The sequence below is a fragment of the Pseudomonas sp. GL_093 genome (assembly GCF_057837605.1).
Genome location: NZ_CM174448.1, coordinates 5,936,440 through 5,950,144, shown reverse-complemented (window position 1 = coordinate 5,950,144; position 13,705 = coordinate 5,936,440). Strand labels below are relative to the sequence as shown.

The 13,705-nt window shown below is 56.8% G+C and carries 13 protein-coding genes and 1 tRNA gene; 5 read left to right on the top strand and 9 right to left on the bottom strand.

Annotation, left to right across the window (positions count from 1 at the left end; genetic code table 11):
* Window positions 1–94: 94 nt before the first annotated feature.
* From AC3IUE_RS27415 to AC3IUE_RS27375, 9 genes are all read right to left on the bottom strand, one after another.
* Window positions 95–1,702 (bottom strand): anti-phage dCTP deaminase, encoded by a 1,608-nt coding sequence (locus tag AC3IUE_RS27415; protein ID WP_489264295.1) that lies wholly within the window; start codon window positions 1,700–1,702, stop codon window positions 95–97.
* A 147-nt stretch (window positions 1,703–1,849) separates the two neighbouring features.
* On the bottom strand, window positions 1,850–2,950 hold the full coding sequence (gene ychF / locus AC3IUE_RS27410; protein ID WP_008153431.1) for a redox-regulated ATPase YchF: 1,101 nt from the start codon (window positions 2,948–2,950) through the stop codon (window positions 1,850–1,852).
* A gap of 22 nt (window positions 2,951–2,972) precedes the next feature.
* Window positions 2,973–3,557, bottom strand: a complete 585-nt coding sequence (gene pth / locus AC3IUE_RS27405) for an aminoacyl-tRNA hydrolase (RefSeq protein ID WP_008153430.1) — start codon at window positions 3,555–3,557, stop codon at window positions 2,973–2,975.
* A 169-nt stretch (window positions 3,558–3,726) separates the two neighbouring features.
* Window positions 3,727–4,332, bottom strand: a complete 606-nt coding sequence (locus AC3IUE_RS27400) for a 50S ribosomal protein L25/general stress protein Ctc (protein WP_056740789.1) — start codon at window positions 4,330–4,332, stop codon at window positions 3,727–3,729.
* Window positions 4,333–4,473: 141 nt separating this feature from the next.
* A complete protein-coding gene (locus AC3IUE_RS27395; protein ID WP_003208392.1) occupies window positions 4,474–5,415 on the bottom strand; it encodes a ribose-phosphate pyrophosphokinase in 942 nt (313 codons plus the stop codon).
* 45 nt (window positions 5,416–5,460) lie between these two features.
* Window positions 5,461–5,535 (bottom strand) — tRNA-Gln (locus AC3IUE_RS27390).
* A gap of 37 nt (window positions 5,536–5,572) precedes the next feature.
* A complete protein-coding gene (ispE, locus tag AC3IUE_RS27385; protein ID WP_095130377.1) occupies window positions 5,573–6,424 on the bottom strand; it encodes a 4-(cytidine 5'-diphospho)-2-C-methyl-D-erythritol kinase in 852 nt (283 codons plus the stop codon).
* A gap of 2 nt (window positions 6,425–6,426) precedes the next feature.
* On the bottom strand, window positions 6,427–7,044 hold the full coding sequence (gene lolB / locus AC3IUE_RS27380; RefSeq protein ID WP_056740793.1) for a lipoprotein insertase outer membrane protein LolB: 618 nt from the start codon (window positions 7,042–7,044) through the stop codon (window positions 6,427–6,429).
* A 4-nt stretch (window positions 7,045–7,048) separates the two neighbouring features.
* A complete protein-coding gene (locus tag AC3IUE_RS27375) occupies window positions 7,049–8,773 on the bottom strand; it encodes a tetratricopeptide repeat protein (RefSeq protein ID WP_056740795.1) in 1,725 nt (574 codons plus the stop codon).
* A gap of 182 nt (window positions 8,774–8,955) precedes the next feature.
* Between AC3IUE_RS27375 and hemA the strand changes: the two genes are divergently transcribed.
* The 5 genes from hemA to murI are packed head-to-tail and all read left to right on the top strand — an operon-like array spanning window position 8,956 to window position 13,688.
* Entirely contained in the window at window positions 8,956–10,245 is a 1,290-nt protein-coding gene (gene hemA / locus AC3IUE_RS27370; RefSeq protein ID WP_046048307.1) for a glutamyl-tRNA reductase, read from the top strand.
* Window positions 10,242–11,324 carry a peptide chain release factor 1 gene (prfA, locus tag AC3IUE_RS27365; RefSeq protein WP_056740797.1) on the top strand — a complete coding sequence of 361 codons (1,083 nt, stop codon included), beginning with the start codon at window positions 10,242–10,244 and terminating at the stop codon, window positions 11,322–11,324. Before hemA ends, prfA begins: the two co-directional genes overlap by 4 nt.
* Window positions 11,325–12,155: a peptide chain release factor N(5)-glutamine methyltransferase gene (prmC, locus tag AC3IUE_RS27360; protein ID WP_489264294.1), complete on the top strand. Its 831-nt coding sequence runs from the start codon at window positions 11,325–11,327 to the stop codon at window positions 12,153–12,155.
* Window positions 12,149–12,904, top strand: a complete 756-nt coding sequence (locus AC3IUE_RS27355) for a molybdopterin-synthase adenylyltransferase MoeB (RefSeq protein ID WP_489264293.1) — start codon at window positions 12,149–12,151, stop codon at window positions 12,902–12,904. The genes prmC and AC3IUE_RS27355 overlap by 7 nt, the downstream gene beginning before the upstream one ends.
* Window positions 12,897–13,688, top strand: coding sequence for a glutamate racemase (gene murI / locus AC3IUE_RS27350; protein WP_489264292.1), 792 nt, complete (start codon window positions 12,897–12,899; stop codon window positions 13,686–13,688). The genes AC3IUE_RS27355 and murI overlap by 8 nt, the downstream gene beginning before the upstream one ends.
* The last annotated feature ends 17 nt before the right edge of the window (window positions 13,689–13,705 follow it).

Sequence of the window (13,705 nt, the reverse complement as noted above, 5' to 3'; positions counted from 1 at the left end):
TGAGATGTGTGGCATCGCTTTGTCCTCGAGTACCGAGCGAGCAATTTCTGACCGTGGACTTGCGACGATATACAAATTTCCGTGTTTTCTAATTCTATTCATTGGAGATGCCAACGGAGTTTGATATTAGTCGGTTCTCAACATCTTTATAACTCATGCGAAGTAGTCCGGAAGCCCACTCTGGCGATCCGAGCTTCATATTTCCTTCGCTATCTTTAAGTGGTCTGTTTTTTATGAATGCTTGTTTGTATAGTCGAGGGGCTACCCCTGTGAAAGGTCTGAAAAGGACTTTTATTGCTCTATCTGTTCCAGGAGATTTTGCAATAATTTCACTTGGTGGTAGCCAGTCATTTTTTGATTTGGCTATAGCATCACCGTGCAAGTCGAAAGCAAGACTCTTTGGGTACGGCTCTATGTATTGAACTTCATCCACGCCGGCCGAAACGATATGGCGAGCGCAGTAATGGCATGGGAACGTGGTCACGAAAAGCTTGCTGCCCACAGGGGATGCGCCTTTACGGGCGGCACTGAGCAATGCATCCATTTCCGCATGAACGGCTCTACTGAACTCAAGAAGTCTTCCTATGCCGGTATTTTTTAACGTTTTCTTGAGGTCCGTAAAAACCACATTGTTGAGTTCAGGTACCGAGCTTATTAATTCCCTAATAATTTGATCTTGATGGCGATTGCTACTGCAATATTCATTAGTAAATGCACAGCGATGGTCTTGATGATTTCCGGCGTCGAGCGAAAAATTTCCCCCGTATACGCCGCCGCCAGCACTAGGCACCTCATTTTTTCCCGTAGAAACCAAATTCCCAGATTTGTCCATAAGTGCTGCTCCTACCTGTCTCGATAGGCACGCACTCGTCATCTGAGCGCCATAAGCATGAAACATGCCTGTCTCACTTGGCGATGGTCTAACAACTTTTCTATATGTGAGAATATCTATCAGTCTTCCAAGCTGATCATTGACATCCCAAGCAGGGTTTTCTTGTTTTTTATCCTCGCCAATAAAGCGATCTTGTGAGTTATCAACAAAAAAATCCGCTAAGTGAAAGGTGTCAGTAACTTTTTGACCGTGAGTGATTCCAGAGTCTTGATCGCGCGCGATGAAATTATCAATATCTACTGTAGCTGAGGCTCTGCATTTTTCGTCACGAAGACGCGAACGACCTTTCTGGCTCTCACATACAACACCTATCAAACAGAACGCATCTTGATAAACGCTTCGCAAGAGAGCTACTTCTGCCGGATGCTTAAGAGAGTCTAAGATGTAGACACGAAAAGCTTCCTCATTGCCACTTTCTGAGGCTTCTTTCTCCGCCTTGTCGCGAGTGGATTTAATCTCGGACATTAGAGTTACGGCAACTCCGGCTGGGTCAAGACATCGAATTTCATCACCAGCATCCTGAAGAGATTTTGCTCGAGATAGTTTATTGCTTTCGTCAATATGCTGGCCGTTTTTATTTGCCCAGTTCTCGATAGCTGTACTTGCCTTAAGAATAGTTATCTCTGATCCGGGTATTACAGAACCAAGCTGCTCTTGCAATGCAGTAGCAATCCAACTAGTTCCCGAGCCGACAGGACCCACCACGCCAAAAATTAACTCATTAGACCTGAGATCTTTGAGAATATCCTTTGAGTCTTGAATGTTGTCGTTGGATGCTGCTGTCAAAGGTTTTTTTTGGAGGGCGGCCATTTTTCAATTCCATTTGCAATATCGGCTCTCGAGCGAGCGGGATCGCATCATTTTTATCTTAAAGCGTAAAAAAAGGATAGACCATAAAATGGATCTATCCTCTTAAAATACGCGTGAATATCAACGCAATTTTCGTGCCTTCTGCTTTTACACGTTGAAGCGGAAGTGCATCACGTCGCCGTCTTTAACGATGTAGTCCTTGCCTTCCAGACGCCATTTACCGGCTTCTTTGGTGCCGGCTTCGCCCTTGTACTGGATGAAGTCGTCATAGGCGATGACTTCAGCGCGGATGAAGCCTTTTTCGAAGTCGGTGTGGATCACGCCAGCGGCTTGTGGTGCGGTAGCACCGACGCGGACGGTCCAGGCGCGGACTTCTTCGACACCGGCGGTGAAATAGGTCTGCAGGTGCAGCATTTCGTAGCCGGCGCGGATTACGCGGTTCAGGCCAGGCTCTTCGAGGCCCAGGGCTTCGAGGAACATGTCTTTCTCTTCGCCGTCTTCCAGCTCGGCGATTTCGGCTTCGATCTTGTTGCAGACCGGAACCACCATGGCGCCTTCTTCTTCGGCGATGGCTTTGACGATGTCCAGCAGCGGGTTGTTCTCGAAACCGTCTTCAGCGACGTTGGCGATGTACATGACCGGCTTGGTGGTCAGCAGGTGGAAACCACGAATCACCGCTTTGTCGTCGGCGCCCATGGTCTTCATCAGCGTACGCGCAGGCTTGCCGAGGGTGAAGTGAGCGATCAATTGCTCCAGCAGGCCTTTCTGGACCACGGCGTCCTTGTCACCACCCTTGGCGTTGCGGGCGACTTTCTGCAGTTGCTTCTCGCAGCTGTCGAGGTCGGCGAAGATCAGTTCCAGGTCGATGATTTCGATGTCGCGTTTCGGGTCGACGCTGTTGGAGACGTGAATCACGTTCTCGTCTTCGAAGCAGCGGACTACGTGGGCGATGGCATCGGTTTCACGGATGTTGGCCAGGAACTTGTTACCCAGACCTTCACCTTTCGAGGCGCCGGCCACCAGGCCTGCGATGTCGACGAATTCCATGGTGGTCGGCAAGATGCGCTTGGGATTGACGATGGCCGCCAGGGCTTCCAGACGCGGGTCCGGCATCGGCACGATACCGGTGTTCGGTTCGATGGTGCAGAAGGGGAAGTTCTCGGCCGCGATCCCGGATTTGGTCAGGGCGTTGAATAGGGTGGACTTGCCGACGTTAGGCAGGCCGACGATGCCGCAATTGAATCCCATGGTGTTTTCCCCGAGGAGTGAGTCAGGCCTTCTGGCTGTGCAGGTTTTTCATCGCGCGGTTCCATTCACCGGCGAGGATATCCGGCAGCACGCCGAGGGCAAAGTCGATGCTGGCATCGAGTTTTTCCTGTTCGGCGCGTGGCGCACGACCCAGGACGAAATTTGAAACCATACTGGCAACGCCCGGGTGGCCAATGCCAAGCCGCAAGCGGTGAAAGGTATTCTGATTGCCCAGTTGCGCGATGATGTCGCGCAACCCGTTGTGCCCGCCATGGCCGCCGCCCTGTTTGAGCTTGGCAACGCCCGGTGGCAGGTCGAGTTCGTCATGCGCCACCAGGATTTCTTCAGGCGTAATGCGGAAGAAGCCGGCAAGTGCCGCGACGGCCTGGCCGCTGCGGTTCATGTAGGTGGTGGGAATCAGCAGACGAACATCCTGACCCTGATGCGAATAGCGCCCGGTCAGGCCGAAATATTTGCGATCCGCCACAAGGTTTACGCCTTGTGCGTTCGCGATGCGCTCAACAAAAAGGGCCCCTGCGTTATGCCGGGTCTGTTCGTATTCAGCGCCTGGATTTCCCAGGCCAACGATCAGTTTGATGGCAGTCACGATAGGGGCCCTTCCTTGGAGTGGTGGATAACATCGCCGCGACAGTTGTGTGCGGCGAAAGTGGACGACAAGTGCTCATTTACCATTATGTAAACTCCGCGTTCTCGCCCGCTTTCTCGCTACGCTCTAGTCCGCGATGTTTCCGGTCACTCCGGCGAACAGAGTGAAATTACTCTGCTGCGCCTTCTTCAGTAGTAGCTTCTGGAGCAACACGTGGAGCGTGGACGTTGGCAACAGCCTTGTCATCACCGTGTGCCAGAGCAACAAACTCAACGCCTTTAGGGGCTTTGAGGTCAGACAGGTGAATGATCGAACCGATTTCGGCGTTAGCCAGGTCGACTTCGATGAATTCAGGCAGGTCTTTCGGCAGGCACGAAACTTCGATTTCAGCAACAACGTGCGAAACTTCGCCGCCTTTCTTGATCGGAGCTTCTTCACCAACAAAGTGTACAGGCACGATAGCGGTCAGTTTCTGGCCAGCTACAACGCGTACGAAGTCAGCGTGCAGCACGTGGCCTTTGGCCGGGTGACGCTGCAGAGCTTTGATGATTACGTTTTGCTTGGTGCCGCCAACGTTCAGCTCGATGATGTGGCTGTAAGCCGCTTCGTTTTCGAGCAGTTTGGCAACTTCTTTAGCCAGCATGCTGATGGATTCAGGGGCTTTTTCGCCACCGTAAACTACAGCTGGTACCAGGCTTGCGAGACGACGCAGGCGGCGGCTCGCACCTTTCCCCAGGTCGGAACGCACTTCAGCATTCAGAGTAAATTCGTTCATGTTGTATCTCCAAAATAACCACATTCGCCCCAGCGTTTGCGACCAGCGCTAAAGGCGATATGGGCAAAAAAGCCCCGCCCCGACAGGAATGCCGGGGCGGGGCGCTTTTCGTCAACGAGATATTCGAGAAGGGCAGGGCCCTTAACGGAACATCGCGCTGATCGATTCTTCGTTGCTGATGCGGCGAACCGCTTCGGCAACTACCGGCGCGATATCCAGTTGACGGATACGCGAGCAGGCTTGAGCAGCAGCGGACAACGGGATGGTGTTAGTCACCACCAGTTCGTCCAGCATTGAGTTTTCGATGTTTTCGATCGCCCGACCGGACAGCACAGGGTGTGTGCAGTAGGCGAAAACCTTGGCAGCGCCATGCTCTTTCAGGGCCTTGGCCGCGTGGCACAGAGTGCCGGCGGTATCGACCATGTCATCGACCAGAATACAGGTACGCCCTTCGACATCACCGATGATATGCATCACTTCAGAGTGATTGGCTTTCTCACGGCGTTTGTCGATGATCCCGAGATCCACGCCCAGGGATTTGGCAACAGCACGTGCACGCACGACGCCACCAATGTCCGGGGAAACGATCATCAGGTTTTCGAAGCGCTGATCTTCAATGTCATCCACCAATACTGGGGAGCCGTAGATGTTATCTACCGGAATATCGAAGAAACCCTGGATTTGGTCAGCATGCAGATCAACCGTGAGAACACGGTCGATGCCGACTACGGTAAGCATGTCAGCAACGACTTTCGCGCTGATAGCCACACGTGCGGAACGCGGACGGCGATCCTGACGGGCATAACCAAAGTAAGGAATAACAGCAGTGATACGAGTAGCTGAGGAGCGGCGGAAGGCATCAGCCATCACTACCAGTTCCATCAGGTTATCGTTGGTCGGAGCGCAAGTCGGCTGAATAATGAAGACATCTTTACCGCGGACGTTTTCATTGATCTCGGCAGTAATTTCGCCGTCGGAGAACTTACCGACAGAGATGTCACCGAGAGGGATATGCAGCTGACGTACAACACGCCGAGCCAGATCGGGGTTAGCGTTCCCCGTAAAGACCATCATCTTGGACACGCGCAGTACCTAGAGGCTGAGGGTAACCTGGATGAGTATAGAAAATGGCAGGGGCGGCTGGATTCGAACCAACGCATGGCAGGATCAAAACCTGCTGCCTTACCGCTTGGCGACGCCCCTGTATCTGTTGCAACGAGTACCCAGTACTCGATTCCTTTTAGAGCAGACTTTGCAGCTTGCGATGCAACATCGAAATGTTGCTTCCCTTTGCTACAAACCCTGTAAGGGTCTCTGTAAGAAGGGCCGAGACTTTATCAGCTTCAGCTTTGCTTGGGAAGCCCCCAAACACACAACTTCCAGTTCCGGTGAGTTTTGCTTCGGTAAATTTACCTAACAAATTCAATGCGTTACGTACATCTGGGTAACGCCTTGCTACCACCGGTAAGCAGTCATTTCGACTGTTTCCCTTGGGAACGGGGCGCACTTTAATGGGAGAAGAGTTACGTGTCAACAACGGATCTGAAAAAATTTCTGCTGTACTTACAGAGACTTGCGGCACAAGCACGAGATACCACGGTTCTTCGGGGTCTACAGGGGTCAGTTTCTCCCCCACGCCTTCGGCAAAAGCCGCGTGCCCACGCACGAAAACCGGGACGTCGGCGCCAAGTGTCAGGCCCAGCGCGGCTAGTCGATCCTCATCCCAACCCAGTTGCCAGAGATGATTGAGGCCGAGCAAAGTCGTCGCGGCATTTGAACTGCCGCCACCGATTCCACCGCCCATGGGCAGGATTTTTTCGATCCAGATGTCGATACCGAGCGAACAACCGGATTGCTCCTGAAGTTTTTTTGCGGCTCGAACAATCAGATTGCTGTCGTGAGGAACGCCATCGAATTCGGTGTGCAGTCGAATCACACCATCATCACGAACGGCGAACGTGATTTCATCGCCGTAATCGAGAAACTGAAAAATAGTCTGCAATTCGTGATAACCGTCTTCACGGCGACCGAGGATGTGCAGCATCAGATTGAGTTTGGCCGGGGAGGGCAGCGTCAAGCGCGGAGCGGTCATGTTCACTGCCCCAATTTGCGTGGTTGCCATTCCTTGATCACCAGCGTGACGTCAAGGTCGGTGCCGTGCAGTTTGATCCGCTCGGGTAGCCAAAAGCCGTTTTGCTCGGCATAGCTGAGGTATTCGACCTGCCAGCCATCCTGCTCAAGGCTGGCCAGGCGGCTGTCGGCATCCAGCGTCAGACGGCTTTTGCTGTCCGGAGCCGGGAGCCCGCGAACCCACCAGGCCAGATTGGACACCGGTAACTTCCAGCCCAGTTGTTCTTCGACCAACACTTCAGGCGTCGGCGCTTCATAGCGGCCCTGGTTGGCGACTTCCAGCGAGACCTTGCCGGGGCGGCCGGTCAGGCGTGCTGCGCCGCGACCCAGGGGGCCGGAGAGGCGAATGTCGTAGTAATCCTGTCGCTGCAGCCAGAACAACGTGCCGCTGCCCGAGTCTTTCGGGGCGCGAATGCCGATCTTGCCGTTGATCTGCCAGCCGTCGAGGCTGGTCAGTTGCTGTTTGTACGCGCGCCATTGGGCCGGGTTGCCTTGACCCTGGACCGATTCACGGGCACCGAAGCCCGCGCAACCGGCGAGCAGGGCGATGAAACTGAAAACAATGAGGTGGCGCAAAAACATAATCTTAAAGAGTCTCTGATCCGGTCAGGCGCTTGATGGTACCGCGCAGGATGGGGCTGTCGGGCTGCTCCTTGAGGAACTTGGTCCAGATTTGTCTGGCTTCCCGTTGCTTGCCATTGGCCCACAGGACTTCGCCCAGGTGCGCGGCGACTTCCTGATCGGGGAAGCGCTCCAGCGCCTGGCGCAGCAGGCGTTCGGCTTCCTCGAGATTGCCCATGCGGAAGTTCACCCAGCCGAGACTGTCGAGTACCGCCGGGTCTTCCGGATTGATCTGGTGCGCCTGTTCGATCAAGGCCTTGGCTTCGGCGTAGCGCGTCGTGCGGTCGGACAGGGTGTAACCGAGGGCGTTCAGCGCCATCGCGTTATCCGGGTCGCGCTTGATGATCAGTCGCAGGTCTTTTTCCATCTGCGCCAGGTCATTGCGTTTTTCCGCTTGCATGGCGCGGGTGTACAGCAGATTCAGATCGTCCGGGTATTGCTGCAAGGCTTGCTTCAATACATTCCAGGCCTTGTCGGGCTGTTTATTGGCGGACAAGGTTTCGGCTTCGATCAAATACAACTGAATCGCGTAATCGGGCTGCTCGTCGCGTTCCGCTGCCAGACGGCTTTGGGCTTCGGCGGTCTTGCCGTTGTTCATCAGGATATCGGCCTGACGCAATTGCGCCGGCAGGAAATCGTTGCCCGGCCCGACCTGGGCGTACTCGATCAGCGCACCTTGAGGGTCGTTGCGCTCTTCAGCGATACGACCGAGGTTCAAGTGCGCCGAATCGACATGGCTTTCCCGGGCAATCAGGTCTTCCAGATAGCCCTTGGCCTCATTCCAGGCCTTGGCTTCCAGGCAGACCAGCGCCAGGGAGTAACGCAGTTCGTCGTCTTCCGGGTACTGCTGAACCAGGCTCGAGAACTCGGCTTTGGCATCGTCCATGCGGTCCTGTTCAACCAGCATCCGCGCGTAAGTCAGGCGCAGGCGTTTGTCGTCCGGGTATTTCTTGATGCTTTTTTGCAGCAGCGGCAAGGCTTCATCGCCACGACTGAGGGTTTGCAGCAGGCGTGCGCGCAGCAGAATCGGTGCTATTTCGCCGTCGTCCGGCGGATTGTCTTCCAGCAGGCCCAGCGCACCCTTGGCGTCACCGTCCTGTTGCAGCAGCAAGGCTTTGCCGAAAATCAGCTGACTGTTTTTCGGATGGCGCTGCAATAAACGGTCAAAACCTTTCATCAAGCCGTTGCGCGTGTCCTGGTCGGTATCGGCCGCAGACAGGGCGAGGAAGTCGAAATGTGTATCGCCCTTGCCTTGCAGTACTTTCTCCATATAGACCATGGAGTCGTCGTAACGCCCGGCACGAGCCAGTTGCACGGCAGCGGCTCGTTGCGCCTCGAGGTCTTGCGGGGCGTTTTTCGCCCAGATCAACGCGGTGTCCAGGGCCGCCTGATCGGCGCCCAGGTACTCGGCGATACGGAATGCCCGCTCGGAGATGCCCGGATCCTGAGTATTGATCGCCTGGGTCACGTAGTTGTCCAGGGCAATGTCGAAACGATTGCGCTGGCCAGCCAGTTCGGCGCTCAACAGACTGAAGATGGTTTCTTCACTGAATGAGCTGTAAACCTTGGGCTTTTCAGGGGCCGGAGTGCTGTCTTCGACCGGCGGCGTACCGTCCGACGAAACGGGTGCCAAGGCCTGGCAGCCGCTGAGGAAGACAAAAGCGAGGAGCAACGCGGAAGATCTATTCATATAGGAAGAGGACGACTAACCTGCGGTCGGATCATCATGACACAAGCCTTCGGCCAAACATAACCGAGTCTCAATTGGCGCCTTTATAGAGGCAGGTCATTGGGACAATAGTCAGCGGTAGTTGTTCTGGCTCTGTCGAAGTAGGACAATTGCCGGCTTCACGTCACTATCAGCGACCTTGAATGGCCTTCCTTGCACTCGGTATTAACCACAAGACTGCTTCAGTAGACGTCCGCGAGCGCGTGGCCTTTACCCCTGAGCAGCTGGTGGAGGCCTTGCAGCAGCTCTGCCGACTCACCGACAGCCGCGAAGCTGCGATCCTCTCCACCTGCAATCGCAGTGAACTCTATATAGAACAGGATCACCTTTCGGCTGACATCATCTTGCGCTGGCTGGCCGATTATCACCATTTGAGCCTCGAAGAGCTGCGCGCGTGTGCTTATGTGCACGAAGATGATGCGGCAGTTCGTCACATGATGCGGGTGGCCTCCGGGCTCGATTCGCTGGTGTTGGGCGAACCGCAGATTCTCGGTCAGATGAAATCAGCCTACGCCGTGGCCCGCGAGGCCGGCACCATCGGTCCGTTGCTCGGGCGCCTGTTCCAGGCCACGTTCAATGCGGCCAAACAGGTGCGCACCGACACCGCCATTGGCGAGAACCCGGTGTCCGTGGCATTTGCCGCGGTCAGTCTGGCGAAACAGATTTTCAGCGACCTGCAACGCAGCCAAGCCTTGCTGATCGGCGCCGGCGAGACCATCACCCTGGTCGCCCGCCATCTGCACGAATTGGGTGTAAAGCGCATCGTCGTTGCCAACCGCACCCTGGAGCGCGCGAGCATTCTGGCCGAGCAGTTCGGCGCCCATGCAGTGTTGCTCTCGGACATCCCGGCGGAACTGGTGCGCAGCGACATCGTCATCAGCTCCACCGCCAGCCAGTTGCCGATCCTGGGCAAGGGCGCGGTGGAAAGCGCCTTGAAACTGCGCAAGCACAAGCCGATCTTCATGGTAGACATCGCTGTCCCCCGGGATATCGAGCCGGAAGTCGGCGAACTGGACGACGTTTACCTTTATAGCGTCGACGATCTCCACGAAGTGGTCGCCGAGAACCTCAAGAGCCGGCAGGGCGCAGCCCAGGCGGCAGAGGAGATGGTCTCGGTCGGTGCCGAAGATTTCATGGTCCGCCTGCGTGAGCTGGCGGCGGTGGATGTGCTCAAGGCCTATCGCCAACAAAGCGAGCGCATGCGCGACGAAGAATTGCAGAAGGCCCAGCGCATGCTGGCCAACGGCAGCAGCGCCGAAGACGTGCTGGTGCAACTGGCGCGGGGCCTGACCAACAAACTCTTGCACGCACCGAGCGTGCAGTTGAAAAAGCTCTCTGCCGAAGGCCGCCTCGATGCGCTGGCCATGGCCCAGGAACTCTTTGCCCTGAATGAGGGCTCATCGGATAGCTTTTCGGATAAAAAACCGCAATGAAAGCGTCACTGCTCAATAAGCTGGACATCCTCCAGGACCGTTTCGAGGAATTGACCGCCTTGCTTGGCGACGGCGAAGTCATTTCCGATCAGAACAAATTCCGCACCTATTCCAAGGAATACGCGGAAGTCGAACCGATTGTCGAAACCTATAAACAGTTGCTCAAAGTACAAGGCGATCTCGAGGGCGCTCAGGCGCTGCTCAAGGACAACGACCCGGACATGCGCGAAATGGCCGTGGAAGAAGTCCGCGAAGCCAAAGAGCAACTGATCGAGATCGAAGCCAGCCTGCAACGCATGCTGCTGCCCAAGGATCCGAACGATGGGCGCAACGTGTTCCTCGAAATCCGCGCCGGCACCGGCGGTGACGAGGCTGCGATTTTCTCCGGCGACCTGTTCCGCATGTATTCGCGTTACGCCGAGCGTCGCGGCTGGCGGGTGGAAATCCTCTCGGAGAACATCGGTGAACACGGCGGCTTCAAAGAAGTCATCGCCCGCGTCGAAGGCGACAACGTCTACGGCAAGCTGAAATTCGAATCCGGTGCGCACCGCGTACAACGGGTTCCGGCTACTGAATCCCAGGGTCGCATCCACACCTCGGCCTGCACCGTGGCCGTGTTGCCCGAGCCGGACGAGCAGGAAGCGATCGAGATCAACCCTTCGGATTTGCGCATCGATACCTACAAATCCTCCGGTGCCGGTGGTCAGCACGTCAACAAGACGGACTCGGCGATCCGCATCACGCACTTGCCTTCCGGTATTGTCGTCGAGTGCCAGGAAGAGCGTTCCCAGCACAAGAACCGCGCCCGGGCGATGTCCTGGCTGTCGGCCAAACTCAACGATCAGCAGACCAGCGCCGCCGCGAACGCTATCGCCAGCGAGCGTAAATTGCTGGTCGGTTCGGGCGATCGCTCGGAGCGGATCCGCACGTATAACTTTGCCCAGGGGCGGGTCACCGACCACCGGGTCAACCTGACGCTGTATTCCCTCGACGAAATCCTCGCGGGTGGCGTCGATGCGGTGATCGAGCCGTTGCTGGCCGAATACCAGGCCGACCAATTGGCAGCGATAGGTGAGTAAATGACGATCATTGCCAGTTTGTTACGCGCCGCCGACTTGCCGGATTCGCCCTCCGCGCGCCTGGATGCCGAATTGTTGCTGGCCGCTGCGTTGGGCAAGTCCCGCAGTTTTCTGCACACCTGGCCCGAGCGCATCGTTCCGAGTGAAGCGGCGCTGAAATTTGCCGAGTACCTGCAACGCCGTCGTGGCGGTGAGCCAGTGGCCTACATCCTCGGTCAGCAAGGTTTCTGGAAGCTTGATCTGGAAGTGGCGCCGCATACGCTGATCCCGCGCCCGGACACCGAACTGCTGGTGGAGACTGCGCTGGAACTGCTGCCGGCCACACCTGCCAAGGTCCTCGATCTCGGCACCGGCAGTGGCGCCATTGCCCTGGCCCTGGCCAGCGAGCGTCCGGCCTGGAAAGTGACCGCCGTGGATCGCGTGCTCGAAGCCGTGGCCCTGGCCGAACGCAATCGTCAGCGCTTACATCTGAACAACGCCACCGTGCTGAGCAGTCATTGGTTCAGTGCGCTGGAAGGTCAGCGTTTTCAGCTGATCATCAGCAATCCGCCTTACATCGCCTCAGCCGATCCGCATCTGGTGGAAGGCGATGTGCGCTTCGAACCGGCCAGTGCCTTGGTGGCCGGAATCGACGGGCTCGACGATCTGCGTCTGATCGTCGCCCAGTCGCCGGATTATCTGGAGGCGGGCGGTTGGCTGATGCTTGAACACGGTTACGATCAAGCCACTGCGGTACGCGATTTGTTGCTGACTCGCGGCTTTGAAGAAGTCCACAGCCGCACCGATCTGGGCGGTCACGAACGTATCAGCCTGGGGCGCCTGCCGTGCTGAATGATCAGGAATTGTTGCGCTACAGTCGGCAGATTCTGTTGCAGCACGTCGACATCGACGGCCAGTTGCGACTGAAGGAAAGCCGCGTATTGATCGTCGGTCTCGGCGGCCTCGGCTCGCCGGTTGCGCTGTATCTGGCAGCCGCCGGCGTCGGCGAGTTGCATTTGGCGGATTTCGACACCGTCGATCTGACCAACCTGCAACGCCAGATCGTCCACGACACCGACAGCGTCGGCCTGAGCAAGGTTGATTCGGCTATACGCCGACTGACTGCAATCAATCCCGAGATTCAGTTGATCGCCCATCGCACCGCGCTGGACGAAGACTCCCTGGCCGTCGCCGTGGCTGCGGTGGATCTGGTGCTGGACTGTTCCGACAATTTCTCCACCCGCGAAGCGGTCAACGCTGCGTGTGTCGCCGCCTGCAAACCCTTGGTCAGTGGCGCTGCGATTCGACTGGAAGGGCAGTTGTCGGTGTTCGATCCGCGTCGCCCGGAAAGTCCGTGCTACCACTGTTTATATGGTCACGGCAGCGAAGCCGAACTGACGTGCAGCGAAGCCGGTGTCGTGGGGCCTTTGGTTGGCCTGGTGGGCAGCCTTCAGGCGCTGGAAGCCATGAAGTTGCTGGTGGGTTTCGGCGAGCCGCTGGTGGGGCGTCTGTTGTTGATCGATGCCTTGGGCTCGCGCTTTCGCGAATTGCGGGTCAAGCGTGATCCGGGCTGCAGCGTCTGTGGTTCGAAGCATGCGTGAAGCGCCGATTGGCGTGTTCGACTCCGGTGTCGGTGGGCTTTCGGTGCTGGCCGAGATCCAGCGTTTGCTGCCCAACGAGTCACTGTTGTACGTCGCCGATTGCGGGAATATTCCCTACGGCGAGAAAACCCCGGAATTCATCCGTCATCGCTGCAGCGTGATGGCCGATTTTTTTCAGCAGCAGGGCGCCAAGGCCTTGGTGCTGGCCTGCAACACGGCGACGGTCGCTGGCGTTGCAGACTTGCGGCGCGATTATCCCGAGTGGCCCATCGTCGGTATGGAGCCGGCGGTCAAACCGGCCGCTGCCGCCACCCGCAGCGGTGTGGTCGGTGTGCTCGCCACCACCGGCACCTTGCAGAGTGCCAAGTTCGCCGCGTTGCTCGACCGATTCGCCACCGATGTGCGAGTCATCACCCAGCCGTGCCCCGGCCTGGTGGAGCTGATTGAAAACGGCGATCTGCACAGCGAGGCATTGCGCCAGTTGCTGGCCAGGTATGTCGAGCCGCTGCTCGGCGCCGGGTGCGACACGATAATTCTTGGCTGCACGCATTACCCCTTCCTAAAGCCGTTGCTAAAGCAGATGATCCCCGATGACATCAGCCTGATCGACACCGGCGCCGCTGTAGCGCGGCAACTTCAGCGTCTGTTGGCCGAGCGTGAATTGCTCGCCGAGGAGCCTGCTCGTGCTGCAGAGTTCTGGACGAGTGCCGATCCGGAGCATTTCAGAAATATCTTGCCGATACTGTGGAATACCGCTGGCGTTGTGCGAAGCTTCAAGGAGTAAACAAATCTTGGGGCAAG